Annotated in this window: 25 protein-coding genes and 2 pseudogenes; 13 read left to right on the forward strand and 14 right to left on the reverse strand. The window is 58.2% G+C overall.

Translation table 11 applies throughout. The annotated features are described in order from the left end of the window. Positions 1-39 precede the first annotated feature (39 nt). The 8 genes and pseudogenes from ppk2 to guaA all read right to left on the reverse strand — a co-directional run bounded on the left by ppk2 (position 40) and on the right by guaA (position 8,592). A complete protein-coding gene (gene ppk2, locus AC2FJ6_RS19170; protein WP_170769576.1) occupies positions 40-909 on the reverse strand; it encodes a polyphosphate kinase 2 in 870 nt (289 codons plus the stop codon). A gap of 49 nt (positions 910-958) precedes the next feature. Continuing rightward, positions 959-1,912: pseudogene (locus AC2FJ6_RS19175) on the reverse strand (alpha/beta fold hydrolase). Continuing rightward, complete coding sequence (gene metA / locus AC2FJ6_RS19180) at positions 1,902-2,819, reverse strand: homoserine O-acetyltransferase MetA (RefSeq protein WP_170769578.1); 918 nt, start codon at positions 2,817-2,819, stop codon at positions 1,902-1,904. The pseudogene AC2FJ6_RS19175 and the gene metA overlap by 11 nt, the downstream one beginning before the upstream one ends. 39 nt (positions 2,820-2,858) lie before the next feature. Beyond that, positions 2,859-3,731, reverse strand: a complete 873-nt coding sequence (locus tag AC2FJ6_RS19185) for an ATPase (protein ID WP_170769579.1) — start codon at positions 3,729-3,731, stop codon at positions 2,859-2,861. Between the two features lie 49 nt (positions 3,732-3,780). After that, positions 3,781-4,677 carry a DMT family transporter gene (locus AC2FJ6_RS19190; protein WP_170769580.1) on the reverse strand — a complete coding sequence of 299 codons (897 nt, stop codon included), beginning with the start codon at positions 4,675-4,677 and terminating at the stop codon, positions 3,781-3,783. Between the two features lie 98 nt (positions 4,678-4,775). Further along, on the reverse strand, positions 4,776-5,906 hold the full coding sequence (locus tag AC2FJ6_RS19195; protein WP_170769581.1) for an OmpP1/FadL family transporter: 1,131 nt from the start codon (positions 5,904-5,906) through the stop codon (positions 4,776-4,778). A gap of 124 nt (positions 5,907-6,030) precedes the next feature. After that, on the reverse strand, positions 6,031-6,936 hold the full coding sequence (locus AC2FJ6_RS19200; protein WP_496669710.1) for a DMT family transporter: 906 nt from the start codon (positions 6,934-6,936) through the stop codon (positions 6,031-6,033). 96 nt (positions 6,937-7,032) lie between these two features. After that, entirely contained in the window at positions 7,033-8,592 is a 1,560-nt protein-coding gene (gene guaA, locus AC2FJ6_RS19205; RefSeq protein ID WP_170769583.1) for a glutamine-hydrolyzing GMP synthase, read from the reverse strand. Positions 8,593-8,674: 82 nt separating this feature from the next. Between guaA and AC2FJ6_RS19210 the strand changes: the two genes are divergently transcribed. Both AC2FJ6_RS19210 and AC2FJ6_RS19215 read left to right on the forward strand, forming a co-directional pair. Beyond that, on the forward strand, positions 8,675-9,118 hold the full coding sequence (locus AC2FJ6_RS19210) for a GNAT family N-acetyltransferase (RefSeq protein WP_170769584.1): 444 nt from the start codon (positions 8,675-8,677) through the stop codon (positions 9,116-9,118). Between the two features lie 129 nt (positions 9,119-9,247). After that, entirely contained in the window at positions 9,248-10,792 is a 1,545-nt protein-coding gene (locus tag AC2FJ6_RS19215; RefSeq protein WP_170769585.1) for a trimethylamine methyltransferase family protein, read from the forward strand. On the opposite strand, the gene AC2FJ6_RS19220 is transcribed toward AC2FJ6_RS19215, so the two are convergent. After that, complete coding sequence (locus AC2FJ6_RS19220; protein ID WP_170769586.1) at positions 10,793-11,092, reverse strand: DUF6477 family protein; 300 nt, start codon at positions 11,090-11,092, stop codon at positions 10,793-10,795. A gap of 242 nt (positions 11,093-11,334) precedes the next feature. Here AC2FJ6_RS19220 and AC2FJ6_RS19225 point away from each other — a divergent pair, with 242 nt between their 5' ends. Then, on the forward strand, positions 11,335-12,432 hold the full coding sequence (locus tag AC2FJ6_RS19225; RefSeq protein WP_170769587.1) for a DUF6456 domain-containing protein: 1,098 nt from the start codon (positions 11,335-11,337) through the stop codon (positions 12,430-12,432). A gap of 49 nt (positions 12,433-12,481) precedes the next feature. Then, positions 12,482-13,405 carry a hydrogen peroxide-inducible genes activator gene (locus AC2FJ6_RS19230; protein WP_170769588.1) on the forward strand — a complete coding sequence of 308 codons (924 nt, stop codon included), beginning with the start codon at positions 12,482-12,484 and terminating at the stop codon, positions 13,403-13,405. Positions 13,406-13,478: 73 nt separating this feature from the next. Here the strand turns inward: AC2FJ6_RS19230 and AC2FJ6_RS19235 are convergent, their stop codons facing one another. After that, on the reverse strand, positions 13,479-14,027 hold the full coding sequence (locus tag AC2FJ6_RS19235) for a peroxiredoxin (RefSeq protein WP_496669712.1): 549 nt from the start codon (positions 14,025-14,027) through the stop codon (positions 13,479-13,481). A 261-nt stretch (positions 14,028-14,288) separates the two neighbouring features. Here AC2FJ6_RS19235 and lipA point away from each other — a divergent pair, with 261 nt between their 5' ends. Both lipA and AC2FJ6_RS19245 read left to right on the forward strand, forming a co-directional pair. Continuing rightward, positions 14,289-15,239 (forward strand): lipoyl synthase, encoded by a 951-nt coding sequence (gene lipA, locus AC2FJ6_RS19240; RefSeq protein WP_170769590.1) that lies wholly within the window; start codon positions 14,289-14,291, stop codon positions 15,237-15,239. Then, complete coding sequence (locus AC2FJ6_RS19245; protein WP_170769591.1) at positions 15,236-16,402, forward strand: amidohydrolase; 1,167 nt, start codon at positions 15,236-15,238, stop codon at positions 16,400-16,402. The genes lipA and AC2FJ6_RS19245 overlap by 4 nt, the downstream gene beginning before the upstream one ends. On the opposite strand, the gene AC2FJ6_RS19250 is transcribed toward AC2FJ6_RS19245, so the two are convergent. Next, positions 16,383-16,742, reverse strand: a complete 360-nt coding sequence (locus AC2FJ6_RS19250; RefSeq protein ID WP_170769592.1) for a hypothetical protein — start codon at positions 16,740-16,742, stop codon at positions 16,383-16,385. The two genes, AC2FJ6_RS19245 and AC2FJ6_RS19250, sit on opposite strands and share 20 nt — an antisense overlap. A 133-nt stretch (positions 16,743-16,875) precedes the next feature. Then, positions 16,876-17,418, reverse strand: a complete 543-nt coding sequence (hpt, locus tag AC2FJ6_RS19255; protein ID WP_170784648.1) for a hypoxanthine phosphoribosyltransferase — start codon at positions 17,416-17,418, stop codon at positions 16,876-16,878. A gap of 73 nt (positions 17,419-17,491) precedes the next feature. On the opposite strand from hpt, the gene AC2FJ6_RS19260 reads away from it, so the two are divergent. Then, positions 17,492-17,938 (forward strand): type II toxin-antitoxin system RatA family toxin, encoded by a 447-nt coding sequence (locus AC2FJ6_RS19260; protein WP_170769594.1) that lies wholly within the window; start codon positions 17,492-17,494, stop codon positions 17,936-17,938. Positions 17,939-17,976: 38 nt separating this feature from the next. Further along, positions 17,977-19,272 carry an MmgE/PrpD family protein gene (locus AC2FJ6_RS19265; RefSeq protein WP_170769595.1) on the forward strand — a complete coding sequence of 432 codons (1,296 nt, stop codon included), beginning with the start codon at positions 17,977-17,979 and terminating at the stop codon, positions 19,270-19,272. Here the strand turns inward: AC2FJ6_RS19265 and pyrC are convergent. Next, positions 19,269-20,306, reverse strand: a complete 1,038-nt coding sequence (gene pyrC / locus AC2FJ6_RS19270) for a dihydroorotase (RefSeq protein WP_170769596.1) — start codon at positions 20,304-20,306, stop codon at positions 19,269-19,271. The two genes, AC2FJ6_RS19265 and pyrC, sit on opposite strands and share 4 nt — an antisense overlap. Positions 20,307-20,458: 152 nt before the next feature. On the opposite strand from pyrC, the gene AC2FJ6_RS19275 reads away from it, so the two are divergent. Together AC2FJ6_RS19275 and AC2FJ6_RS19280 are read left to right on the forward strand one after the other, a co-directional pair. Further along, positions 20,459-21,367 (forward strand): AAA family ATPase, encoded by a 909-nt coding sequence (locus AC2FJ6_RS19275; protein WP_496669714.1) that lies wholly within the window; start codon positions 20,459-20,461, stop codon positions 21,365-21,367. Beyond that, positions 21,367-22,623: a vWA domain-containing protein gene (locus AC2FJ6_RS19280; RefSeq protein ID WP_170769598.1), complete on the forward strand. Its 1,257-nt coding sequence runs from the start codon at positions 21,367-21,369 to the stop codon at positions 22,621-22,623. The genes AC2FJ6_RS19275 and AC2FJ6_RS19280 overlap by 1 nt, the downstream gene beginning before the upstream one ends. Positions 22,624-22,625: 2 nt before the next feature. Here AC2FJ6_RS19280 and AC2FJ6_RS19285 read toward each other — a convergent pair whose 3' ends face one another. Beyond that, positions 22,626-23,126 (reverse strand): hypothetical protein, encoded by a 501-nt coding sequence (locus AC2FJ6_RS19285; protein ID WP_170353103.1) that lies wholly within the window; start codon positions 23,124-23,126, stop codon positions 22,626-22,628. Positions 23,127-23,350: 224 nt separating this feature from the next. On the opposite strand from AC2FJ6_RS19285, the gene AC2FJ6_RS19290 reads away from it, so the two are divergent. The 3 genes and pseudogenes from AC2FJ6_RS19290 to AC2FJ6_RS19300 all read left to right on the forward strand — a co-directional run. After that, complete coding sequence (locus AC2FJ6_RS19290) at positions 23,351-24,319, forward strand: XdhC family protein (protein ID WP_170769599.1); 969 nt, start codon at positions 23,351-23,353, stop codon at positions 24,317-24,319. After that, positions 24,316-25,317 (forward strand): molybdopterin-binding protein, encoded by a 1,002-nt coding sequence (locus tag AC2FJ6_RS19295; RefSeq protein WP_170769600.1) that lies wholly within the window; start codon positions 24,316-24,318, stop codon positions 25,315-25,317. Before AC2FJ6_RS19290 ends, AC2FJ6_RS19295 begins: the two co-directional genes overlap by 4 nt. 109 nt (positions 25,318-25,426) lie before the next feature. Further along, positions 25,427-25,515, forward strand: a pseudogene (locus AC2FJ6_RS19300) ((2Fe-2S)-binding protein); the annotation flags it as partial.

The raw sequence follows: 25,515 nt of genomic DNA on the forward strand, positions 1-25,515 counted from the left end.
GATGTCGGTACGTCCAACCGATCATCCGTCGGGCGCGGCCTACGCATCCCAGATATCCGGGCCCCCGCAAATTTTCGGATCGTTTGCGCCAATGGCATCCGCGTCTTTTTCGTCATAATCCACTGCGTGCAGCACGGTCCTGATTGCGGCTAGTCGAGCGCGTTTCTTGTCGTCGGACCGGACAATCGTCCACGGGCAGGTATCCGAGTGGCTGCGGGTCAGCGTCTCGGCTATGGACTGTGAATATTCCTCCCATTTACTCAACCCAGCAACGTCAATTGGGCTGAGTTTCCACTGTTTCAGAGGGTCGGTTTCACGCGCTAGAAAGCGATTAAGCTGTTCGGCCCGACCAACATTCAGCCAAAATTTGAAAAGCTGGATTCCGTCATTGACCAAACCGGTTTCAAGCGGCAGGACTTGGCGAAAGAACCGCTCGCGCTCTTCCGGTTCGCAAAACCCGAACACGTTCTCGACCACACCGCGATTGTACCAGCTGCGGTCGAAGAACACGATCTCACCGGCCGAGGGCAGGTGCGGGATGTAACGCTGGAAATACCATTGGCTGCGTTCTTGATCCGAAGGCTTGCTCAGCGCGACATTGCGCGCCCCGCGTGGATTAAGGTTTTCGCGAAAGCGCTTGATTGTGCCGCCTTTTCCTGCGGCATCTCGGCCTTCGAAGATGATTGCGATACGGCTTTCGGTTTCCTTGACCCAAGACTGCATCTTGACCAGTTCGATCTGCAATGCCTCCATCTGCTTTTCGTAGTCCTTACGCTTCATCCGTTCTTCGTAAGGATAGCTGGAGTTCAGAATATCGTCCTTGTCCGCCTTTTCGATCGCAGAGCGAACGTCTTTGGGCGCATCATTTCGAAAATATTTTTCAATGGAGCCTTTTGAGGATCGGGCCATTAGCTACCTCTCGATAAAATCCATATCCTACTATGGATTAGCGCAAGGCTTAACGCAAACCCGCCCTTTGGGCCGCGCGGTCGATGGCAGCGGCCACCTCGGGTGCAGCGACGACCTGCGGCATATGGCCGATCCCCGGCAGTTCGATCAGTTCCGCGCCGGGGATCTGTTCTATCAACCGGTGGGAATGCCAGCCCAACCCGACCGTGGTGTCGGCGGTGCCATGCACGATCTCGGTGGGAACATCGATATCCTTATAGCGCGGTTGCAGTGCGCGAACCTCTTCTAACAGGTTGGCGCGCTGTTTTGCATTGGCATGCATCGAGGCGCTTCGGATGGTCAGGCCGGGACCGAAGTGGTCTGAATAACCTTCGGGCGCGGTTTATGGGGAGAAAACACGGTCCAGTGCCTTTTCGACATACCATTCGGGGATAAAGGCGCTGATCAGGGGAAGGGCCAGCGCGTTTCCGGCTGGGGTCGCTGCCATCCTGTTGAACCCGTCTAATGGGGTCTCCCAAGGAATGGCAGCCGGAGCGATCAACACTAGCGCCGAAATGTTTTCGGGGCGTGTCACAGCCCAGGCCAATGACACCGATCCGCCATAGCTTTGTCCGGCGACGATAGGCTTGTCCGCCCCAAGGCGCGCGGCGGCTTCTTGCAAGATTTCCGCTTGCTCGACAATAGTTTCGCCGTCGGGGTTAAAGCTGGAGCTGTACCCCAGGCCAGGGCGATCAAAGACGATGACACGAAAATGCTCGGCCAGGATTGGGGCTAACGCAAAGGTCATGTCGCGCGTGTTCCCGCTGGAGCCATGGATCAACACCACATCCGGCCCTTCACCCATGACAACCGCGTGGACAGAAACGCCGTCTACGTCAACAATCTGACCTTCGGGTGGAAAGGCAGCCTCGGATCGCGCCTCATTCTGCGCTGCACGCCAGGTGGTAGTTATGGTCAGCCCGGCAACAAGCAGACCCAGAGTGACAAGCGTTTTAACGGCCAATTTGATCCATCTCGAACGGTGTGGTTTGGTAAATCTGATTGATCCAGTTGCCATAGAGCAGGTGCGCATGGCTGCGCCATCTGTTCTGCGGCGGCTGGCTCGGATCGTCATCAGGGTAATAATTCATCGGCACATTGATTGGCGTGCCATTGGCGATATCGCGATCATATTCTTGTTTCAGCGTGTCGCTGTCATATTCGAAATGATTGAATATATAGATTGCCCGATGCTCGGGGTCCTCAACCAGACAGGGGCCGACCTCGTCGCTGCCCAGAAGAGTCGTCAAGCCTGCGGCGCCGTCGATCTCGGGTTGTTTCATCTCGGTCCAGCGGCTGACAGGGATCACGCATTCGTCCGAAAACCCACGCAAAAACGGCGAAGAGGGCACGAGATTGCGTTGTCGGAAACAGCCGAATGCCTTCGCGTCCAGCATATGTTTGCGAACGCCGTGGAAGTGATTGATCATCGCCATCCCACCCCAGCACACGCCGAAGGTCGAGTGCACGTTGGTCTGGGTCCAGTCAAAGACCTCGCTGATCTCCTCCCAATAGGTGACGTCATCGAATTCCAGATGTTCGATCGGCGCGCCGGTGATGATGAGCCCGTCAAACTTCTGGTCCTTGACCTCCTGGAACGGGCGATAGAACTCGGCCATGTGGGCGGCTGCGGTGTTCTTTGTGCGATGTTCCGTCATGCGGATCAGCGAAAGGTCGATTTGTAGCGGCGTCGCGCCGATCAGGCGGGCGAACTGGTTTTCGGTCTGAATCTTCTTGGGCATCAGATTCAGCAACCCGATCCGCAATGGACGGATGTCCTGACGCATAGCCTGATCCTCGGCCATGACCATGACGCCCTCTTGCGAGAGTACGTCAAATGCGGGCAGGTCAGCGGGGATCTTGATAGGCATCAGGTGCAAGCCTTTGGTGTTTCAGTACAGAGGCGGTAATTAAGCGCGGTTGGCGCGGGTCTCAAGGGTGCGTTCGATCAACTCATCGAAATCCGCGGCGTCACGCACATTGTGCATGTCGTTTGCGGTTACTGCCACGCCCCAGTTTTCGGCCATGGCCTGATAGCGCGGTTGGCGATGGGCCAACGCGCGGGCATAGGTCCAGCGGACAAAGGCGTCGGGGTCGACCTCGGCGGCGGTGCAGCCTTGTTCGATCAGATACTCCTCCCAGACCCGCGTCAGGAATTCGGGCTGGTAGGACATCGGTTTGGGGGCCTTGTCGAAACGGCGGATCAGCTCGGCAGTGTGGTCTTCGTCCCCCTTGAGCCAGATCATCAGGGTCTGGCGCGACAGTTCCGACAGAACCTGATCGCGCGGATCATTTGGGTCGACCCATTCACAGATAGAGCCGCCAGTATCGCAGATAAAATGCGGATATTGGTAAAGGCGCTGCGCGCGGTCGATAAAGTATTCGGTGTCCAGCAGGGCGTGGATCTCGGCGAGGCGGAACTGTTCCTGCCTGCGGCGGTATTCCGACAGCTCCAATCCGCCCAATGCCGGGTTGCCGGGTTTGCCGAGATAGGCGGCGACGGGGGTCAGGTTTTCGAACGAGATATTCGAGCCGATATAGATCGAATCCGTTAGTAGAAGATCACGCAGGAACGGGACCTTCATCGCTTCGGCCTTGGCGTTGTCGGTGATGTATTCGCCCATATAGCGGGTGCCAATGCGGTAATCGATCGAGTAGTGGAACCAGTCGCCCGAATCCCGCAGCACATTCGACACATAGGTTTTGCCCAGCCCCGACATGCCGAAGAAAAGCACTTTCTTCCGTGCCGCGCCCTGCCAGTCTTTTGCCGAGTTGTAGATCATCGACCGCTATCCCTTTTTCCAACCTTGCTAATTCGGGGCAGCGGCGGCGTCAATCACGTCTGGCCGAGCGGTTAAGGGTCAAGAGCCCGGCCGCCAGAACCGCAAAGCCCAAATAGGCTTGTGGCGGCAGGGCTTCATCCCGCAAAAGGCTGCCTAAAAGGATCGCCACAGGTGGAATGACAAGCGTGACCAGCATCAGATTTCCGGCACCCGCCATGGCGAGAACGCGGTAGTACAGCAGGTATGCACCGGCGGTGGCGATGAGCGCGTAGTAGGCGATTGCCAGCCACGTTTCGGCGGGCAGGGCAAATGACGGCATCCCGTCTGTCATTAGGGAGAGCGGCAATATCATCATCGTTGATCCCGTCAGCATCCCCGCAGCGGCAACGATTGGCGAAAGATCGGCGAGGGTCGCGCGAGCCCATGCTCCGGCGAGGGCATAGGACAGGGTGCCTGCGACGATGGCCAACTGCGCCAGATTGCGCAGGTCGAAGGTGATGAAATTCTGCCAACCGATGGCGATCGTCACCCCGGTAAAGCCCAACCCAACCCCAACCGCGCGGGTCAGCGTCAAGCGTTCGTCCCGAAAGAACACCGCAGCGACCAGTACGCCGAAAATTGCAGTCGCTGCGTTCAGAATCGAGGTCAGCCCCGTTTCGATATGCAACTGAGCCCACGCCATGAGAGAGAACGGGATCGCATTGTTCAAAAGGCCCATAACCAGAAAGGCTCCCCAAACGCGGCGGTTTGTCGGGATTTTCGACCCCTTGATCCAAACGACCAGCCATAAAGCTAACATCGCCCAGAAAACCCGGTGCAACACCGAGGTCATGACCGGTACCGTATCCAATGCAATACGAATCGACACGAAGGACGCGCCCCAGATTACGCCCAACAGCAAAAGTTCAGCCCATGCACGGCTTGAAAGGTGTTTTTGATCCATCATGCCGGTATTTCGCACGCAGCGATGATCCAAGGCGACCCGAAAAATGCGAAAAAGGCCCCACCAATCAGGCAAGGCCTTTAAAACAATCACTGAATGGATCAGTCCAGTGCGTAAGTCAGCTGCAGACCAACACTCCACGCCGAGTTGCCGCTGAATTCACCACCGGTGGTGGTGGTGGCGTCACCGATGTCAGTGTAGCGGATACCGCCCGAGATCTGTGTTTTCTCCAGCGAGTAGGTGCCACCGACGCCAAGGCTCCAGAAGCCGTTTGTCGGACCCAGGTTCGACACCAGCGATCCGGTGTCTCTTTCGTAGCCAGCCGAGATAGCCCCCGAGAATTCATCGGAGAACTGATAGCCAACCCCCAGAGTATAGGTGAGTGTTTCGTCCGCGAAGCTTACAAGTGGATCACTATTAGGGGGCAGTGCTGTGAAAGCCTGAGGCGCAACGTCAGCCTGCGGCCAGTCAACCCAGCGTATAGAACCAAAGACCAGAGTTTTTGGCGCGACACCAGTTTGGAAATCCAAGTTGATCGATTGAGGCGTTTCGACCCTTGTTGTCGAGTCCACGGTCTGGACAACAACTCCTGTCGGGCCTAACGCATTGAATGATTCAGTAGTGTCAATGTCGTGGGTGATCTTAGAGTTGTAGACTAAAGAAACACGCGCTGCAATTTCAGGGCGCTCCCACGCAACACCCACCAGATATCCAAAATCCGTGGTATTGTCGAAATCGACCTCGTAACCCAAGACGGCGGGAACCGCAACGTTTGCATCAATCCTTTGCCCCCGGACTCCTCCGAGCGCACTGAATCCGTTTCCAACTTTGTAGCGCAGCACAGCGGTGATGGCATCGACATCAGCTTCTGCACGCAGAACATCAGTTCGTCCACCAAATGGTGCAAGGGGGTTCTGAGAAAGCGGGAAGTTTGACGGGTACTCAACGTCTGCACCAAAGGGCTGATCATAAATCAGCGCAAAGTCGAGCTTGTCGGTCAGTGCTCGTTTGTAGCCAAGACCAGGGGCGAAGAAATTTTCACCTACGTTCCCGGATTCGACTCCGTTCTGTTCACCGCTGATATCCGGTATCGCATAACCCAGCCGTGCCTGAAGCGCCGAGCCTTCTTCGAAGATCAAGTTGATGCCCTGACCGCTGCGGTCCAGACCCGCAGCGTGAACGCCGGTCGCACCAACGCACAAAGCGCACGCCTGCAGAAGCGCCTTTTTCATAGAATTCCTCCCTAATACTCTCCTGACATCTGCGCGGGGATCGTGTGTGAGTGCGCGCAGTGTGGTTGCTTGGATGCTCGATATTCACTCAGGGGTCATTTTAGCGTCAACTAGTGACCGTGCGTTACTTGTGACGAGTGTTAGGGGAATCTGTTGCCAAACTGTTACGATTCTCTGCCCGAACGTTCAGAAAGATACCTGAAAAGATCACAACGGCACCTAGCAGCGTCCATTGATCCAGCGGTTCGTGGTAAAGAATCACCCCCACAATGGCAATTGTGGGGAGCCTGGCGAAGTCAAAAGGAACAACAACTGTAGCGGGCGCGATCGCCAGCGCGTTGGTAATGCAGAAATGCGCCAGAAGCCCTGCGAACCCCACCAACAATAAGAACGGGGCGGTCGATAAGGTCGGCAGAACCATCTGACCGTCAACGACTGAGGCGGCAAAACCCAGCCCGGTTTGAATGACCGTCAGCCAGAACATGATGCAGCCGATACTGGCGAATTTAGTGAGTTTCTTCGTTGAAATCGTCGTCAGTGCGAAAAAGATGGCAGAGAGAGCTGCGGCGATCACTCCTGCACTTAACGGCACCGCGCCAGGGCGTGCCACGATCAGGATACCGGCAAACCCGATCAGCGCCGACAGGATGCGTACAGTGGTTAAACGCTCGCCCAATAGAAGCGGTGACAGCAGGATCACCCAGATGGGCTGAGTAAACTCAAGTGCAAAAACCTGCGCCAGAGGCACGACCGACACCGCGTAGAACCAAAGGTTCTGTCCGGTAAAGTGCATCACGTTGCGCAGACTGTGCAGCCCCAGACGATGCATCGAAATCTGATGCCATTTGCCTGTCACTGTGAGAACAAGGCTTACCACGCAGATGCCCACAATGCTGCGGTAGAACATGATCTCGAATGTATCATGCGTGACGCTGAGTTCGCGCCCGGCTACGGCCATCGAGGAAAACGACGCAATCGCCCCCAGCATCCAGAGCGCGGCCTTGCCGATTTGCGGTCTGGAACTGTCCATGAAAAGCCCTGTCTATTCTGGAATTTGTTGTCTTGATAAGTAACGGCAAATCCACCGACCAGAAACAAAAAAGCCGGGCAGAAGCCCGGCAATTTATCACTCCCATTCGATCGTGCCCGGAGGCTTTGAGGTGATGTCATAAGTACAGCGGTTGATGCCCTTGACCTCGTTGATAATCCGCGTGGCGGTCTCGCCTAGGAATTCATGGGTGAAGGGGTAATAGTCGGCAGTCATACCATCGACCGAAGTCACCGCGCGCAGCGCGCAGGCATAGTCATAGGTGCGCCCATCGCCCATCACGCCCACGGTGCGTACGGGCAGGATGGCCACGAAGGCCTGCCAGATCTCATCATAGAGACCATGTTTGCGAATCTGGTCGATATAGACGGCATCCGCCTCGCGCAGAATCTCCAACTTTTCGCGGGTGATTTCACCGGGGCAACGGATTGCCAGACCGGGGCCGGGGAAGGGGTGACGGCCGATGAAGCTGGCGGGCAGGCCAAGTTCACGGCCCAAGGCACGGACCTCGTCCTTGAACAGTTCGCGCAGGGGTTCAACCAGTTTCAGGCCCATTTTCTCGGGCAGGCCGCCGACATTATGGTGCGACTTGATCGTGACCGAGGGGCCGCCCGAAAAGGACACCGATTCAATGACGTCGGGGTACAAAGTGCCCTGAGCCAGGAACTCGGCCCCGTCGATAGTGTCGGCGTGTTTCTGGAACACGTCGATGAACAGTTTGCCGATGATCTTGCGCTTGGTCTCAGGGTCGGACTGGCCTTCGAGTTCGCCGAGAAACAGCTCGCTTTCGTCCGCGTGGATGAGTTGGATGTTGTAGTTGTCGCGGAACATGCCGACGACTTCCTCGGCCTCGTTCTTGCGCAGCAGCCCGTGGTCGACGAACACACAGGTCAGCTGGTCGCCGATCGCCTCATGAATCAGGATCGCCGCGACCGAGCTGTCGACGCCGCCGGACAGACCGCAGATGACCTTCTTGTCGCCCACCTGTTCGCGGATTTTATCTATCATTTGTTCGCGGTAGGCGCCCATGGTCCAGTCGCCCTTGAACCCGGCGAGCTTCACGAAATTCTCGTACAGCTTCGCGCCTTTCGGCGTGTGATGCACCTCGGGATGAAACTGAACCGCATAGAAGTGACGGCTTGCATCAGCAGTGATCGCGAAAGGCGCGTTAGGCGAGGTGCCGAAAACTTCGAACCCTGGTGCGATTTCGCTGACGTGGTCGCCATGGCTCATCCAGACCTGCTCGTCACCCTCGGCGAACCAGTCTTCGAGAATATCGAGACGGTTCTGAGGCGTCACGAACGCACGTCCGAACTCGGCAGTGCCGTGGCCGCTTTCGACCTTGCCACCAAGTTGATGCATCATCACCTGCTGACCATAGCAGATGCCCAGAATCGGTACGCCATAGTCGAAAATCTCTTGCGGCGCGCGCGGAGAACCCTCGCGCGTCACGCTGTCCGGCCCGCCTGAGAAAATCACGGCCTTGGGCGCCATCTGACGCACGAAGTCCATTGTGACGTTCTGATAAGGGTGGATTTCGCAATAGACGTTCAGTTCGCGCAGGCGGCGCGCGATAAGCTGCGTTACCTGGCTGCCGAAGTCGATGATCAGAAGGCGGTCATGGGTGTCCTGGGTCATGGTTGGCTATTAGGTCGCAAGCCTTGCATGTGCAAGCGCAATGACGCCAATAATGCAGGCATGGCAACGGAAAAGGTCGCAAATGTCTGAAATCGAACTGCGCCCAGCGACTGTGGATGACACACAAGCGGTCACAGACTGCATCGCGGCTGCATATGCCACGGCCTTGCGCGACTTTCCGGACTTGCCGGATGTGACCGATGGTGTGGCCGAGGATATCGCAAACCAAACGGCATGGGTGGCCGTGCAGGGCGGGGATGTCATGGGCTTCATCGTATTTGGTCAGGTTGATTGCGCGGTGATGATCTATAACCTTGCGGTTTCACCAAGCGCCCAGGGTAAAGGGCTGGCAAAGCGCTTGCTAGGTGTCGCCGAAACCTCCGCTCGTGTCAGTGGGTTGAAGAAACTCAGGCTGCGAACTCATCGTTTGATGAAGCAGACTGTATCTCTGTATCTTCATCTGGGTTGGGTGCAGCAAAAGGTGAGTGGAAACAGTGTTCTGATGGAAAAAACGCTGACAGAATAGCAACCGGGTCCACCGCGTTGGCGCAAAGCAGATGTCGCTTTTCCCCCGATAGCGCCGTAATCCATATGCTTTTCCCGCTTTAGCTGCTGTACCAAAATAATCAAACCAACCAACAGACGGGATCTTCACATGGCTGAGGCAAACACCCGGCGTCGGGCACGAGGTGGCGGTGGCGCCGCTCGCCGGGCCGAGCGCACCGCGGTACGTATCGAAACAGCAAAGTATATCGAACGCAACATTCCGAACTTCGAAGTTCTGAACGAAGAAGCGTTGCAGATCATCGAAACCAACGCCGAAACCATTCTGGCCGAGGTCGGTGTCAACTTTGTCGACAACCCCGCCGCGCTTGAGCGTTGGAAGAACGCCGGTGCCGATGTTGACGGTGAGCGGGTCCGCATCCCGCGTGGTCTGGCGCGTGAGCTGATCAAAACCGCTCCCAGCGAATTCACCCAGCACGCCCGCAACCCCGAGAAATCGGTGGTTATCGGCGGTCGCAATCTGGTTCTGGCCCCGGTCTATGGCCCTCCGTTTGTGCGCGACGCGCAGGGTGGCCGTCGCTATGCGACCATGGATGATTTCAACAAGTTCGTGAAATTGGCCTACATGTCCAAATGGCTGCACCACTCGGGCGGTACGGTCTGTGAACCCACGGACATCCCGGTGAACAAGCGTCACCTGGACATGTTGATGGCGCATATGACCCTTTCGGACAAGCCGTTCATGGGCTCGGTCACCGATCCCAGCCGCGCGCAGGATTCGATCGAGATGTGCGAGATCCTGTTCGGCAAAGAATTCGTTCAGGAAAACACGGTCATGACCTCGCTGACCAACATCAACTCGCCGATGACCTTCGACGATGTGATGATGGGTTCGTTGGAAGTTTACGCGGCCAATAACCAAGCCTGCATCATCTCGCCGTTTATCGTAGGCGGTGCGATGGCGCCGGTCTCGGTGGCTGGTACGCTGACGCAGGTTCTGGCCGAAGTGATGGCTGGTGTTGCCTATAGCCAGATCATCCGTCCCGGTGCTCCGGCTATTTTTGGTGCCTTCGTGTCGTCGATCGACATGAACTCGGGCGCGCCGACCTTTGGTACGCCTGAGGCGTCGATGGTCACCTATGGCGCAGGTCAGCTGGCTCGTCGTCTGGGACTGCCGTTCCGCTCGGCCGGGTCATTCTGCGGCTCGAAACTGCCTGACGCACAGGCCGCGTATGAGACCGCGAACTCGTTGAACATGGGCCTGATGGCCGGTGTGAACTTCATGCTGCATTCCTGTGGCTGGCTAGAAGGCGGTTTGGTTGCCGACTTTGAAAAGTTCGTCATGGATGCCGATCAGTTGGGTGTTCTGCACGGGTTGGCCAAGGGCGTTGCCTATGACGATAACGCACAGGCAATGGATGCGATCCGCGAAGTTGGCCCCGGCGGTCACTACCTTGGCTGTGCCCACACACAGGCGAACTTCAAGGAGGCGTTCTGGAAGTCTGATCTGCTGGACTACAAACCGTTCGAAACTTGGGAAGACGAAGGTGGCCGCGACACGCGCCAGTTGGCGTCGTCGCGGGTTGAGCATCTGCTGGCCAACTACCAGCAGCCGCAGCTGGACCCCGGGATCCACGCGGCCCTGAATGAATATATCGAGAAGAAAAAGGCCTCCATGCCGGACGCCTTTGCTTGATTACTGATATTGCGCGGCGCGGCTGGCCTTGTACAGCTGCGCCTCGCCCAGTAGCGCGATCAGCAGGTCCAGATGACGGACCAAGGAATAGGCCGCATCTTCGGCAACTCGCTGCGCGTTGACCTCTCTCTCCATATCCATCAGCCGGATCAGCGCCGCGCCTGTTCCGGGCAGGGATCCGTAGCCCAGAATGCGCTGCAAGTGCCGATCCCGGTCATAGTCCTGCGCGCCGTGTTTTGCCGCCCGTGCTAACAGGCGAGGGCGGCGTAAAGCGGTAATCATGGTCATCAGATCTTGCATGGAAGGGGTCCTTTGTCTGAGTAAAAGTCTCCGTCTTTGTCACACAACCTAAGCGGGTGTTGCTTTAATTGCTTTCCCTCCGAACGATGGTTTCATGACTGTTTATGATTTTGAATCAAATCTGGTTTTTACCCCCGTTGGTTAACGAACGAGTAACGAAAGCGGCTCTAGTTAGAATTGGTTAACACATTCATCGGGGGCGATTGGAATCAGAATTGGATTGTCGACGAGGGCAAGTAACTATGGAAAATAACGTGGCTTTCACCATTCCGGCCTGGGTACCTGAGGGGGCGCAGAGATATCTGGCGCATACCGAGACCGGTCAGTCGATCCGCGACATTGCGCGGTCCGCGGGGTGCCATGCGTCGACCATACTTCGGCAAATACGCCGCGTTGAAATGCGGCGCGATGACCCGCTGGTGGATGCTGCCCTGCAATCCTTGGCCGAGACGCATTTCTCGGACACCTCCGAGAAGTTCCCAGCCGTGCATGAAGATCGGGTTGCTGCGGCCGAAGAAGAATTCTCGCGCGAGGCGCTGCGGGTTCTTAGGCGGTTATGCGAATCCGGGGCGGTGCTGGCCGTAGCCGAGGAAATGGATAAAGCGGTTGTGGTGCGCGACAGTGGCGACAATAGCGCGACCCGAACGGCGGTTGTGGACTGCAAGTTGGCGCAGGCGCTGGCGTTGAAGGATTGGATCGCCTGCGACAATCCCGGTCGCATTTCCCGCTACCGGATTTCATCGTCTGGGCGCACCGCGCTCAGTCAGTTGGTCGCCGAGGCCGAGAACAAGGCGCGCAGCCGCAACGACTTTGGAATGGCCGAGGCGCAGGCTCCGTTTCAAACGGCGTCGTCGCTGGCGCAGGTCGGAGCGGCCAAAACGGAAGGACGCCGTCGGATGCGCTATAGCGCGGCCGAGAGCCCACTGATCGCCCTGGCGCGCCGCCGGGACCGGGATGGGAAACCCTTTCTGGATGAAACCCTTGTCCGAGCAGGAGAGCGGTTACGCGAAGATTTCGAACTGGCCCAGATCGGCCCACAAGTGACGCAGAACTGGGATCATTTCCTGACCGCGGGTGGGCGTGGCAGCTTTGGTGCAGGTATGAAAGATGGACGCGGTTCTTCCGATGCGCGGGATCGGGTCGAATGCGCCTTGTCCGATCTGGGGCCAGGTCTAAGCGACGTAGCGCTGCGGTGTTGCTGTTATCTTGAGGGACTCGAACTTGCCGAAAAGCGTATGGGCTGGTCGGCGAGGTCAGGAAAAATCGTCCTGCGGATCGCGCTTCAGCGCCTAAAGCGCCACTACGAGGATCAGGCGGAAAAGAACCGAATGATCGGCTAGGGTAATAATTTGCCCTTGCGGTTGGGCGGTGTTGAGATAATCAAAGGTTATGAATTTCACGCTCAGACAACTTCAATATTTCAATGCCGTGGCCGATCAGCGCAATTTTGGCCGGGCGGCGCAGATGTGCAATGTCTCGCAACCCGCCCTGTCGGTGCAGATCAAGGCGCTGGAGGAAACGCTCGGCGGCCCGCTGTTCGAACGGCAGGCCCGCGATATTCTGCTGACGCCGCTGGGGCGGGACGTTCTGGACTATGCGCAGCAGGTGCTGGGCGCAGCGGACCGGCTTGACCAATTCGCGCGCGACCATTCAGGCGGGCACAGGTCTTTGTCTATCGGGATTATTCCCACCATCGCGCCCTATATCCTGCCGGGAGTTCTGGCAGGACTTCGCGCCTCAGATGTCTCGCTACGGGTGCAGATTCGCGAGGCGCGCACGGACCGTCTATTGGCCATGCTGCGCGCTGGAGAGATCGACGCAGGCGTCATGGCGCTGCCGTCTGGCGGCAATGAACTGTTCGAACTGCCTTTGTTTGAAGACCGCTTCTTGTTGGCAGGCAGCGCGGGTCGTTTGCAGACCATGAGGCAGGACCCCGAGGCGCTGCGCCCCGTCGATTTGCAAACCACGCAGTTAATGCTTCTGGATGATGGCCATTGCCTGACGGATCAGGCGCTTGAGGTCTGCGGGCAGGATCGCAGCAGTGGGTTGATCAATATGGGCGCGTCTTCGTTGGCGACTCTGTCAAGGCTTGTAGCCGAAGGATTCGGTTTGACGTTGATGCCGGAACTGGCAGCGAAGGCCGAAACCGGGGCGGTGCCGAGGTTAAAGCTACAACGGTTCGGCAAACCGCAGCCCTTTAGAACCGTGGGATTGGTCCGGCGCAGGTCTACCCATGCCGAGGATTGGTTTGACAGTCTAGCCGATGTGATCCGTGTGGTCGGCGAAGACATCGTGTCGATTACGCGTATATAAATCCTGTCGGTCACGCGTACACAAAAAAGACCCGCCAAAAGGGCGGGTCGTTCCGACTTCAAAAGATGGACGCTCAGGCCAGCGCAGGTTCTTTTACGTCTTCCAGATGCTGCATCAGCGTTTCCGGCGAGGATACGCCATATGGGTCCTCAGGGCAGTTATCCATCAGGCCGGGCTCTTCGAACCATGCGTCGACCACGCCATCATTGACGATGGCCGCATAGCGCCACGAGCGCATTCCGAACCCCAGATTGTCCTTGTCGACCAGCATCCCCATCTTGCGGGTAAACTCGCCCGAGCCGTCTGGGATGACTTTGACGTTCTTCAGCCCCTGATCCTGGGCCCATTTGTTCATGACAAAGCTGTCATTGACCGACATGCAGTAGATCGCGTCGATCCCTTTGGCGATGAAATCGGCATAGCCGTTTTCGAACCCCGGCAGTTGGTAGGTCGAGCATGTGGGCGTGAACGCACCGGGCAGCGAGAACAGGATGACCCGTTTGCCTGCAAAGTAATCTGCGGTGGTCTTGTCTTCCCAACGGAAGGGGTTGGGGCCTTCGACGGCGTCATCTCGGACGCGGGTGTGGAACGTGACCTCAGGCAGTTTGGCACCGGATTTCATATTCATCTCCTGTGATTCATTGATGATTTTTCGGCTCTTTAAAAGAGTTCCAACCCCGCTTCAATCGGCCTTTTGCTGCAAGTGCGAATTTGCCTAATCTGCTGAAATCGTGCGGTGGTTCGTACCCAATCGCGTGTCGCAACTGTTGAATGCTGCGTCGCAAAAACACCAACGCATGGCGGATATGTCCCAGTGGCATGGTGCGGATCGTCAGACTATGTTAGACGACAGCAAATTGACCCAAAGTCAGGAAAGCCAGCCGTGCGTGATCTGAAGATCCCCGAACAACGTCACCCTGAAAAGGCCCATAAGCCCGATAATGCTCAGCCCAAGAAACCAAGCTGGATTCGGGTCAAAGCGCCGGGCGGCAAAGGTTATGCGGATACGCGGCGGATCATGCGGGACAACAACCTAGTCACCGTCTGCGAAGAGGCAGGTTGCCCCAATGTTGGTGAATGCTGGAGCCAAGGCCACGCCACCATGATGATCATGGGCGAAATTTGTACTCGAGGTTGTACCTTCTGCAACATCGCTACTGGCCGACCGGATGCGCTAGATGTGTTCGAACCGGGCCGTGTGGCCCATGCGGTTGAAAAGCTGGGGCTGAACCACGTGGTGATCACCTCGGTGGATCGCGACGATCTGGCCGACGGTGGGGCAGACCACTTTGCCCAGACCATTCGTGCGGTGCGGCACCGCTCGCCCAAGACGACGATCGAGATTCTGACCCCGGACTTTCTGAAATGCGAGCCATCGGTTCTGGAAGCTGTGGTCGAGGCGAAGCCGGATGTGTTCAACCACAATCTTGAAACTGTGCCGGGTCTCTACCCTGAGGTGCGCCCCGGTGCCCGGTATTTCCATTCTTTGCGATTGTTGCAGCGGGTCAAGGAACTCGATCCGTCGATCTTTACCAAATCCGGCATCATGGTTGGGCTTGGTGAGCAGGAACAAGAAGTGCGGCAGGTGATGGATGATATGCGCGCTGCCGATATCGATTTTCTGACTATTGGTCAGTACTTGCAACCGACGCCGAAACACCATGCGGTGGATCGGTTCGTGACGCCGGAGGAATTCGCGTCGTACGAAAAAGCGGCCTATGGCAAAGGTTTCCTGATGGTTTCGGCCACGCCGCTGACCCGGTCGTCTTATCATGCGGGCGATGACTTTGCCCGCCTGCGCGCCGCACGGCAGAAAATGTTGGATCAGAGGTGAGTCCCGAGACGCTGGCGCGACTAACCGCTCTGCGCCATGACCTGCACCGGTTTCCCGAACTGTCAGGGCAAGAGAATCACACAGCTGCGCGTGTGGCCGGTCTGCTGACCGATTTGGGCGCTGACGAAGTCCTGACCGGTATCGGCGGTCATGGAGTGGCCGCAGTATTCGATGGCGCGGCACCTGGACCCACCGTCGCCATTCGGTGTGAGTTGGATGGTCTGCCGATTCAAGAACTGGGGGATTTGCCTTACAGTTCGCAGATCCCCGGCAAAGGGCATCTGTGCGGGCATGATGGCCATATGGTCATGGTGCTGGGCGTAGCTGATCATCTGGCCCAGGCCCCTCCGCAAAAGGGCCGTGTGGTGTTGATCTTTCAACCCGCCGAGGAGACCGGGCAGGGGGCAGTATCATATATAGCTGATCCTCAGTTTGCGCCAATCGCGCCGGACTTCGTATTTTCGCTGCACAACCTGCCGGGCCTTGCGCTAGGTGAGGTGCTGCTGTGTGAGGGCCCCGCCAACTGCGCGTCACGCGGGATGCGGGTGATGCTTGGTGGCAAGACCTCTCACGCGGCGGAACCGCAGGATGGAATTTCGCCGGCTGGAGCGCTCGCGTCTTTGATGCCGGAGCTTGCGGATCTAGGAACGGGCGGTGCATTGAATGCCGATTTCGCCCTGACGACCGTGACCCATGCGCGGCTGGGCGAACCCACATTCGGCGTCGCCCCCGGAGCGGCCGAACTGTGGGTGACGCTGCGCACCGTGTCTGACACCCGTATGAAATGCTTGATCGCCGAAGCCGAAGATCTTGTCACCCAAACAGCAGAAGCCCAGGGATTGGCGGTCAAGATCACTTATGAGGATGTGTTTGAGGCCTGCACAAACAATGCGCAAGCAGTGGCTGCGGTTGCCGAGGCTTGTGTCACGGAGGGCGTGCCTTGCACTCTCACGAATGAGCCTCAAAAGTTTTCCGAGGATTTCGGCCAGTTTGGCAAAAGCGCCGCGGCGGCGATGTTTTGGCTGGGTGCCGGACAAGCGCACCCGCAACTGCACAACCCGGACTATGATTTTCCGGACGCGCTGATCCCTGTAGGGGTAGATGTTTTCAGTGCAGTAATTCGATCTCTTGTAGGCCGAGCCCTCAGTTTACGAGATCACTGACAATTCCAACGGCATCAATAACTGTTTTTGTGTCATCGGATATCGACAGGATTTCGTCATCTACGCGGATATACCGCTGACCGGCGGGCAGGGGTTTCAACTTCCAGCCATCGAGGTCGTCAAGATAGTCAAAATCCAAGTCATTAGGGATTTTCTGACCTCGCGTGTAACGCTTGATCTGTCCGGGCGGTACACCGACGCCTTTATTTGTTTTTACCGACTTTTCAATTTTCGACTTGTCGGGGCCTTTACCTTTGCCCTTGTTGTCCTTTGCATCCGCAATTCCAACTGTTGCGGCTACCGCGCAAGCCGCCATAAGTCCAATAGACAGTGTTTTCATACGTAAAAAACCTCCCAAAGTACTCGAATGGTAGTCTCTTGCTGGGAGGAATGTCCAATAATATTCAAATAGGAGAATTTTTAGGAAACTTAACCACTGCTACTTGCACAAACTGGATAGGTCAGAGGGCCGCTCAGTCTTTGACAAATCGCACCTTGCCAATAAAGGGCAGGTTGCGATTGCGTTGCGCGTAATCGATGCCGTAGCCGACGACAAACTCATCAGGGATTTCAAACCCGATCCAGTCCGAGCGGAAATCGACCTCGCGGCGGCTGGGTTTGTCCAGCAACGCAATGGATTTCAGCCGCGCAGGCTTGCGGCTTTGCAGCAGTTTGGTAACGTGGTTCAGCGTGTGGCCGGTATCGACAATATCTTCAACCACCAACACATCGCGTCCTTCAATTGCGCCGCGCAAGTCCTTGAGAATACGTACTTCACGGCTGCTTTCCATTGAGTCACCATACGAGGACGCTTCGAGGAAATCGACTTCGATGGGCAGGTCCAATTCGCGCACGAGGTCCGCGATAAAAACAAAACTGCCGCGCAAAAGACCAACGACAACCAGCTTGTCGGTTGCGCCAAACTCGGCTGTGATCTCGCGGCACAACTCCTCGATCCGGGCGGCGATGGCCTTGGCCGAGATCATCTCATCTATCACATATGCGCGGTCTGTCATCACTGCCCCCTTGATCTTTGGCGCGCAACATACGACATGACGCGCCATTGTCACCTGCAAATAGCGGACCGCCATGCCGACCCATTCCGAGACACGTCACCTGCCGTATACCGCTCAGCAGATGTATGACCTTGTCGCGGATGTGGCGAAGTATCCGCAGTTTTTGCCGTGGTGCGCGGCGGCCCGGATCAGGCGCACTTATGCGGCGGGCGAGGCACAGGTGCTAGAGGCCGACCTGGTGATTTCCTTCAAAGTGTTCCGCGAACGGTTCGGCAGCCGCGTGACACTACACGCCGAGGAGCGCCGGATCGACACCGAGTATCTGGACGGGCCGTTCAAATACATGAAATCCGATTGGCAGTTCGCGGACGCGCCTGAAGGGGGCTGCAACATCTCGTTTCATGTGGATTTCGAGTTCAAGAACGCCATCCTGCAGGGCATCATCGGGGTCGTCTTTAACGAAGCCATGCAACGTGTGGTCAAAGCCTTCGAGGCCCGCGCCGCAGATTTGTACGGCTAAGGCTTTACCCGACCCCGGCGCACGCTAGACTGCGCCGCATGAGTGATTTTACCAATACCTTGGCCAGGTTTGCTGCTGGCCCCGTTTCCACGTCGCGACAAGCCCGTATCGTGACGTCTTTGTCCGTTTTAGATTGGCTGGCGGTGGGGCGGGCTGGGGTAGACGAACCCGTTTCGCAGACCGTGCGCGCCTTGGTTCTTGATGAGGGCGGCACCATGCAGGCCCATCTATTCGGCGGTGGGGCCGCGCCCTTACGCGGGGCGGCTCTGGTTAACGGGACGGTGTCGCATGCGCTCGATTATGACGACACGCATTTCGCCCATATCGGCCATCCGTCGGTGGCCATTCTACCTGTGGCGCTTGCGCTTGGTGAATGGGACGACCGCATTCTTGTGGATGTTCTTGAGGCCGCTTTGGTGGGGATGGAGGTCTCGATCCGCGTGGGGCTGTGGTTGGGGCGCGACCATTATCAGGCCGGGTTTCATCAGACGGCTACAGCCGGCGCGTTTGGGGCGGCCGTGGCTGCGGGCCGTATTCTGCGGTTCGATGTGGATCAGATGCGCAAAGTTCTGGGTCTGTCGGCGACCCGCGCGGCGGGGCTCAAAGCGCAGTTTGGAACTATGGGTAAGCCCTATAACGCGGGGCTTGCGGCCTCGGCTGGCGTCGAGGCGGCTTTGCTGATCGCCAAAGGTTTTGATCCAAATGTCGAGGCTATGGAAGGCCCTTATGGGTTCGGCGCAACCCATCAGGGGCAAAACGATACGCAAACCGCGCTGGACCGGTTGGGCGAGGATTGGTTGTTCGAATCCGTCAGCCACAAGTTCCACGCTTGCTGCCACGGGCTGCACGCAGCGCTGGAGGCCGCACGCACGTTGGACATCGCCGAACCCGAAGTGGCCGAGATCACGGTCAAGACCCATCCGCGATGGATGAGCGTGTGCAACCAGATTTCTCCGACAACTGGGCTGGGCGCAAAGTTCTCATATCGGACGGTGATTGCGATGCAGGCTCTGGGATATGACACCGCCTTGCCCGTCAGCTATTCCGAGAAAACCTGCGCCGATCCGCGCCTGATCTCGCTGCGCGATCGCGTTACGGTCGAAGCGGATGAAACGCTGTCCGAGACGCAAGCCCACCTGACCCTGCTGCGCCGTGATGGTGCGCGCAAAGAGGCCAGCCATGATCTTCTGACCCCGATGCCCTTATCTGAGCGAGAAGATCGGGTGCGCGGCAAGGCCGCCAAACTGATCGGAGGTGACGAGGCGGCCTCGATCTGGTCGATGCTGCGCACCGGAGGCCGCGCCCGCGATCTGGCGGCATTGCTTGCGGATTAGACCACGCGCCAATGCAGCGGGAATCCTGGGTCGAACACCGTGACAGGCCCGTCACCAGAGTCGATTTTTTCGGGATACACGACCGGTTCGCCCTTGGTCAGTGTGATCGTGTCCTCATTCACCGGCAGGCCATAGAAACCGGGGCCATTGAGCGAGGTAAACCCTTCCAGCTTGTCCAACGCACCTTCACGGTCGAACATCTCGGCCACTAGTGACATCGTGTTCGTCGCGGTGAAGCACCCGGCACAGCCGCAGGCCATTTCCTTGTTCGCATCCGTATGCGGTGCACTGTCAGTACCAAGGAAGAACCGCGCATCGCCCGAGGTCGCGGCGGCCAACAGCGCGAGCCGGTGTTCCTCGCGCTTGGCGACGGGCAGGCAGTAGTAATGTGGCTTGATCCCGCCAACCAGAATATGGTTGCGGTTGATGATCAGGTGATGCGCCGTGATCGTCGCGCCCAGATCAGTACCATTGGCTTTGACATAGTCCACGCCGTTCGCGGTCGTGATATGCTCCATCACCACGCGCAGGCTGGGGGTCGATTTGCGGATCGGATCCAGAACGCGCTCGATAAACACGGCCTCACGGTCGAAAATGTCGATCTCCGCATCCGTAACCTCGCCATGCACACACATGGGCAGGCCGATCTCGGCCATCTTTTCCAGTACCGGGCGCACCTTGTCGAAATCCCGCACGCCCGAGGCCGAATTGGTCGTGGCCCCTGCCGGATACAGCTTGCACGCCTTGATCAGCCCGCTGGCATGAGCTGCGGCGACATCCTCGGCATCCGTGTCCTCGGTCAGATAAAGGGTCATCAGCGGCTCGAAGCTCATCCCGTCGGGCAGGGCGGCCAGAATGCGGTCACGATAGGCGGCGGCCTGATCGCCGCGCACCACGGGCGGTACAAGGTTTGGCATGATAATCGCGCGGGCGAAATGGCGCGCGGTTTCGGGCAGGACAGCTTCCAGCATCGCGCCATCGCGCAAATGCAGGTGCCAGTCGTCGGGGCGGCGGATCGTCAGGGTATCGGTCATGGCCCCCGGCTAGCACAGTGCGCGCAGCCGTGAAAGGCCCCGAATGCACGGCTGCCCCTTGTCAACATGCCCGAACGTCGTAACTCCTTGCAAAGCCCCGGTCTTGACGCGCGCGCGCCGTCGTGACCTCTTGTGCCCCGAGGGAGATCGCCATGACACAGCCAAATTCCATCGACGCCGTTCAGACCATGCTGGGCGATCAGGGCTATGTCTGCGGACGGGCCTTGGCCACGGTTGTCTTCCTGTCGCTGAAACTGGGCCGCCCGCTATTTTTGGAGGGAGAGGCTGGTGTCGGCAAGACAGAGATCGCCAAGGCGCTGGCCGCCGGGCTGAACCGCCGACTGATCCGACTACAGTGTTATGAGGGGCTAGATGCGTCCTCCGCCGTTTACGAATGGAACTTCCCAGCGCAAATGGTAGCAATCCGCACAGCCGAAGCCTCAGGCGGCGCCGACCGGGGTGCCTTGCAATCCGACTTGTTCTCGGACGACTACCTGATCGAGCGCCCGCTGCTGCAAGCTATGCGCCCGGACGAACACGGCGCGCCAGTCCTGCTGATTGATGAATTGGACCGCACGGACGAGCCTTTCGAGGCGTTCCTGCTCGAAGCGCTCAGCGATTTTCAGGTTACAATCCCCGAACTGGGCACCGTCAAAGCGCCGGAACCGCCCATGGTCATCGTTACCTCGAACCGCACGCGCGAGGTGCATGACGCCCTGAAGCGCCGCTGCCTCTACCATTGGGTCGACTACCCCGATTTCGAGCGTGAGATCGAAATCCTCCATGCCCGCGCACCCGAGGCGGCACAAGCGCTCAGCCGTGAGGTGGTGGCCTTTGTCCAGCATCTGCGCACCGAAGACCTGTTCAAGAAACCCGGCGTTGCCGAGACGATCGATTGGGCCAAATGCCTGCTGGCACTTGATGTGATCAACCTCAGCCCCGAAGTGATCGGCGACACGCTGGGCGCGATCCTGAAATACCAGGACGACATCCAGAAACTGCAGGGTTCTGAGGCAAAACGTATTCTGGACGAAGCCAAAGCCACGCTTGAACCGGTGTGATGGCTGAGCAGTTTCCCCTAGATATCCCAGATGACCCCAAACTGGCGCAGAACATCACCCATTTCGCGCGGGCCCTGCGCAAGGCGGGATTGCCCGTAGGTACGGGCCGTGTTGTCGATGCCATCCGCGCGGTGCAGGCTGCCGGGTTCTCGGAAAAGCAGGATTTCTACTGGACCCTGCACGCCTGTTTCGTGAACCGCCCCGAACATCGCACAGTGTTCGCGCAGGTCTTTCGCATGTATTGGCGCGACCCGCAGTATATGGAGCATATGATGGCCATGATGCTGCCTGCGATCCGTGGTGTTCAGGAAGACCGCAAGGCCGACGCGGGCGAAAAGCGCGCGGCCGAGGCACTGTTGGACGGTGTCGAACGCGATCAGCCAGAGACGCAAGACACGGGCGAAGAAACTGAGCTTGAGATCGACGCCTCACAAACCGCCTCGACCGAGGAACGCTTGCGCAGTCTGGACTTTGAACAGATGAGCACCGCCGAGATCGCTCAAGCCAAGCGCATATTGGCCCGTATGACGCTACCCGTAAAACCAATCGAATCCCGGCGCGGTCAAGCCAGCCATATAGGGCAAAGGATCGACCGCGCCCGCACCTTGCGCGCCGCCATGCGCCAGGGCGGAGAGTTGCACGAAATCGCCCGTCAGAAACCCCGAACCCGCTGGCCAAATCTGGTGGTGCTGTGTGATATCTCGGGGTCGATGAGCCAATACAGCCGCATTATCCTGCATTTTCTGCACTCGGTCTCGAACGCGAAAGGCGCTGGATGGGCCAAGGTTCACGCGTTCACTTTCGGGACGCGGCTGACCAATATCACCCGCCACCTGCATCAGCGCGATGTGGACGCCGCTTTGGCCGCCGCTGGGGCGGAAGCGCAGGATTGGGAGGGCGGCACCCGCATCGGCGAATGCCTGCACGCGTTCAACCGCGACTGGTCGCGGCGCGTCATGGGGCAGGGTGCGGTGGTTCTGCTAATCTCGGACGGATTGGACCGGGGCGAACCGCAAGCGCTGGGAAAAGAGATGGAGCGTCTGCACCTTTCCGCCCGCCGTCTGATCTGGCTGAACCCACTGCTGCGCTGGGACGGGTTTGCACCTAAGGCGCAGGGCGTGGCCGCGATGTTGCCGCATGTGGACAGCTTTCGGGCCGGGCATTCGATTGCCTCGCTCGAGGAGCTGGCCGAGGTCATCTCGAAACCCGATGACATGGGTGAGAAAGCGCGGCTGATGACCGCGCTTTCGAGTTAGGGTTAACTCAGCTGTTCTTCATTGCACTTGCGGGCCATTTCCATGGCCTTGTAGGTGCCAGTCAGATCCACGGTGAAGGCAAATTCCTTCTCGGGGAAGACAAGCATCACCTTTTGCTTGGCAATGTCTTCAGCGAATTGGGGATCATTGGACAGAACGTAACCGCCCGAATACCCCTTGGTGATGTTACCCTTCATGCCGGTGGCTTCACCGATATAGAGGTTGTCGCCCAGCAGAATTGCCACAGCCTCGGTATCGCCGCGCTTGATGTCGGTTTTTTCTTTGGTGAAGACGCCCACATAGCCAACGCCGCGATCTTCGGTTAACCCCATCTGAACCACGTTCTCGGAGTCATCGATAGCCTCAATCAGGCAGGATTTCTTGTCCTGATCAATGAATACCTTCCAGCCCTCGACCTCGCCATAGCGCAGGAATGTATCTGCACTGACTGCCGTGGATGCCAAAAGTCCGATTGCTGTTCCGAGTGCAAAAATGCGTTTCAACTCTTTGTCTCCCTTGTGAAAATTAAATATGCGCATACTGGAATGCAGCAGATGTATGTGTAGGCTAGAATCTGCTCTGTAGACAATCAATGCTTTGCAGAAAATGGTAAAAACTCAGCCAATTCGCGCCGAAGCCTGACTGCGGCGTCTGACCTTAAAGTCGGGGTTCCTTTTCATCTGGCCAAACCTGCCTATGTTGGGTCAAAGCACTATGGGAGGGCGCAATGGACAGATTCGACAACAGCCCAGAAACTGCGCTGCGCTGGTTCAGCAATGGCAAAAAGGCCGCGCTCGCCACCGTGGTTGAGACTTGGGGAAGCGCCCCGCGCCGTGTGGGCGCGCAGTTGGTCATTGGCGGCGATGGTCGGATCGAAGGCTCGGTTTCGGGCGGCTGTGTCGAAGGCGCTGTGATCGTCGAAGCGCTTGAGGCCATAGATGAAGGCGAAGCACGTCTGTTGGAATTTGGTGTCAGCGACGAAGATGCGTTCGCTGTTGGTCTGGCCTGTGGAGGGACGATCCGGGTGTTGGTCGAGCCCATCGGAAGCGTTCTGCCCGAACCCATGCTGCGCGAATTGGTTTCGGCGCGCGCGGCGCGCGAACCACTCGCCTATGAGGTCAATGTCGAAACCGGCCACCGCGCGCTGCGTCGCAATGCTTATGCCGACCGGCTGCGCATGGATCGCTCGGGGTTCGAAGAGGACGGTAAGACCTTTGTGGCTGTTCACAACCCACCTTTGCGCCTGATTGTCGTGGGCGCGGTTCATATTGCGCAGGCGCTGGTGCCGATGGCGCGGATTGCGGGCTATGACCCTGCGATTATCGACCCAAGGGATGCTTTTGCGTCCAGCGCCCGGTTTCCGGGTGAAAACATACTGACCGATTGGCCGGATGAGGCTGTTGCCAAGCTGGGTCTTGATTCGCGCACCGCTGTGGTGTTGTTGACCCACGACCCCAAGCTGGACGACCCGGCACTGGAATCAGCGTTGGCCGCCGGGGTGTTTTACATCGGTGCTCTGGGCTCGACCCGGACCCATGCCAAACGCGTGGCTCGTATGACCGAGGCCGGGTTCACCGAAGATCAGATCGCGCGCATACATGGGCCTGTCGGCCTTGATATAGGCGCCGCTGACCCATCAGAAATCGCAGTCGCCATACTGGCACAGATGACCGCCGTGCTACGGGGCAAAGCGTGAAGTTCGGTCCTGTCCCTGTTGCCGAGGCCGCTGGCGCGATCCTTGCCCACTCGATCAAGGTCGGTGATCGTAAGCTGCGTAAAGGCATCGCGCTGACGGCAGACCACATCAAAGACCTGACCGAGGCTGGCCTTGGCTCCGTCACTGTCGCGCAACTGGAACCCGGTGACTGTCACGAGGATGAGGCCGCCCGGATGCTGGCCGCCGCTCTGGCTCCGAACCCAACCGAGGCGGGTTTACGCGTGACCCAACCTTTTACCGGTCGCGTGAATCTGCTGGCGGATGGACCGGGCGTCGCCGTGCTGGATGTTGAGGCGTTGGAGGCCTTCAATCGCGTCAACCCGATGATCACCGTCGCGACTGTTCCGCAATACCAGCAGATGGGCGAAGGCGGCATGGTGGCTACGATCAAGGTTATCTCTTATGCCGTGCCCGGAGGCGATGTGATGCACGCAGCACGTCTGGCACAGGCATCCATCCGTATGGCCTCGCCGGTTCACAAAACGGCGGGTCTGGTGGTGACTGATATTCCCGGTGGCCCGTCGAACGAAAAGGGGATCGCAGCGATCCGCGGCCGTGTCGAAGCCCTGGGGATGGAACTGTCAGACGTTCGGATCGTCCCGCATCAGGCAGAACCTTTGTCCTCGGCTGTGTCCGACGCTGAGGGGGATATCGTCATGATCCTGACCGGCTCGGCCACGTCCGACGTTTACGACGTGGCGCCCGAGGCGGTACGCGCCGCCGGAGGGCAGGTGGACCGGTTCGGAATGCCGGTCGATCCGGGCAACCTTCTGTTTCTCGGAACGCTTGGCGAGCGGCCCGTGATTGGCTTGCCGGGCTGCGCGCGTTCACCTGCACTGAACGGGGCCGATTGGGTTTTGTCCCGCGTGGCCTGCGGGATCGAAACAACGGGGCTCGACATCGCCGGAATGGGTGTTGGTGGGTTGCTGAAAGAGATCCCGACGCGCCCGCAGCCCAGGTCTTCGCGAAAGCCCTGATGTGGTGGGCTTTCCCGACAATCCTCTGAACCGTCTCAGATTTTTGTTCTCAAATGAAAACCCGCGTGTTTAACTCGACCCGAGGAACAACACGAAACGGGAGGATTTCATGGCACAGGTCTCGATGACTGTGAACGGCGTAGCTGTGAGCGGTGAAGTTGAGGGTCGGACGTTATTGTCTGGATTTTTGCGTGATCA

Source organism: Ruegeria sp. CDSA089, assembly GCF_059612205.1.

Bases quoted from the DNA above. Each gene is read 5' to 3' on its own strand.
- ppk2 (WP_170769576.1), bottom strand. From the start codon at position 909: ATGGCCCGATCCTCAAAAGGCTCCATTGAAAAATATTTTCGAAATGAT.
- metA (WP_170769578.1), bottom strand. From the start codon at position 2,819: ATGCCTATCAAGATCCCCGCTGACCTGCCCGCATTTGACGTACTCTCG.
- AC2FJ6_RS19185 (WP_170769579.1), bottom strand. From the start codon at position 3,731: ATGATCTACAACTCGGCAAAAGACTGGCAGGGCGCGGCACGGAAGAAA.
- AC2FJ6_RS19190 (WP_170769580.1), bottom strand. From the start codon at position 4,677: ATGATGGATCAAAAACACCTTTCAAGCCGTGCATGGGCTGAACTTTTG.
- AC2FJ6_RS19195 (WP_170769581.1), bottom strand. From the start codon at position 5,906: ATGAAAAAGGCGCTTCTGCAGGCGTGCGCTTTGTGCGTTGGTGCGACC.
- AC2FJ6_RS19200 (WP_496669710.1), bottom strand. From the start codon at position 6,936: ATGGACAGTTCCAGACCGCAAATCGGCAAGGCCGCGCTCTGGATGCTG.
- guaA (WP_170769583.1), bottom strand. From the start codon at position 8,592: ATGACCCAGGACACCCATGACCGCCTTCTGATCATCGACTTCGGCAGC.
- AC2FJ6_RS19210 (WP_170769584.1), top strand. From the start codon at position 8,675: ATGTCTGAAATCGAACTGCGCCCAGCGACTGTGGATGACACACAAGCG.
- AC2FJ6_RS19215 (WP_170769585.1), top strand. From the start codon at position 9,248: ATGGCTGAGGCAAACACCCGGCGTCGGGCACGAGGTGGCGGTGGCGCC.
- AC2FJ6_RS19220 (WP_170769586.1), bottom strand. From the start codon at position 11,092: ATGCAAGATCTGATGACCATGATTACCGCTTTACGCCGCCCTCGCCTG.
- AC2FJ6_RS19225 (WP_170769587.1), top strand. From the start codon at position 11,335: ATGGAAAATAACGTGGCTTTCACCATTCCGGCCTGGGTACCTGAGGGG.
- AC2FJ6_RS19230 (WP_170769588.1), top strand. From the start codon at position 12,482: ATGAATTTCACGCTCAGACAACTTCAATATTTCAATGCCGTGGCCGAT.
- AC2FJ6_RS19235 (WP_496669712.1), bottom strand. From the start codon at position 14,027: ATGAAATCCGGTGCCAAACTGCCTGAGGTCACGTTCCACACCCGCGTC.
- AC2FJ6_RS19250 (WP_170769592.1), bottom strand. From the start codon at position 16,742: ATGAAAACACTGTCTATTGGACTTATGGCGGCTTGCGCGGTAGCCGCA.
- hpt (WP_170784648.1), bottom strand. From the start codon at position 17,418: ATGACAGACCGCGCATATGTGATAGATGAGATGATCTCGGCCAAGGCC.
- AC2FJ6_RS19260 (WP_170769594.1), top strand. From the start codon at position 17,492: ATGCCGACCCATTCCGAGACACGTCACCTGCCGTATACCGCTCAGCAG.
- AC2FJ6_RS19265 (WP_170769595.1), top strand. From the start codon at position 17,977: ATGAGTGATTTTACCAATACCTTGGCCAGGTTTGCTGCTGGCCCCGTT.
- pyrC (WP_170769596.1), bottom strand. From the start codon at position 20,306: ATGACCGATACCCTGACGATCCGCCGCCCCGACGACTGGCACCTGCAT.
- AC2FJ6_RS19275 (WP_496669714.1), top strand. From the start codon at position 20,459: ATGACACAGCCAAATTCCATCGACGCCGTTCAGACCATGCTGGGCGAT.
- AC2FJ6_RS19280 (WP_170769598.1), top strand. From the start codon at position 21,367: ATGGCTGAGCAGTTTCCCCTAGATATCCCAGATGACCCCAAACTGGCG.
- AC2FJ6_RS19290 (WP_170769599.1), top strand. From the start codon at position 23,351: ATGGACAGATTCGACAACAGCCCAGAAACTGCGCTGCGCTGGTTCAGC.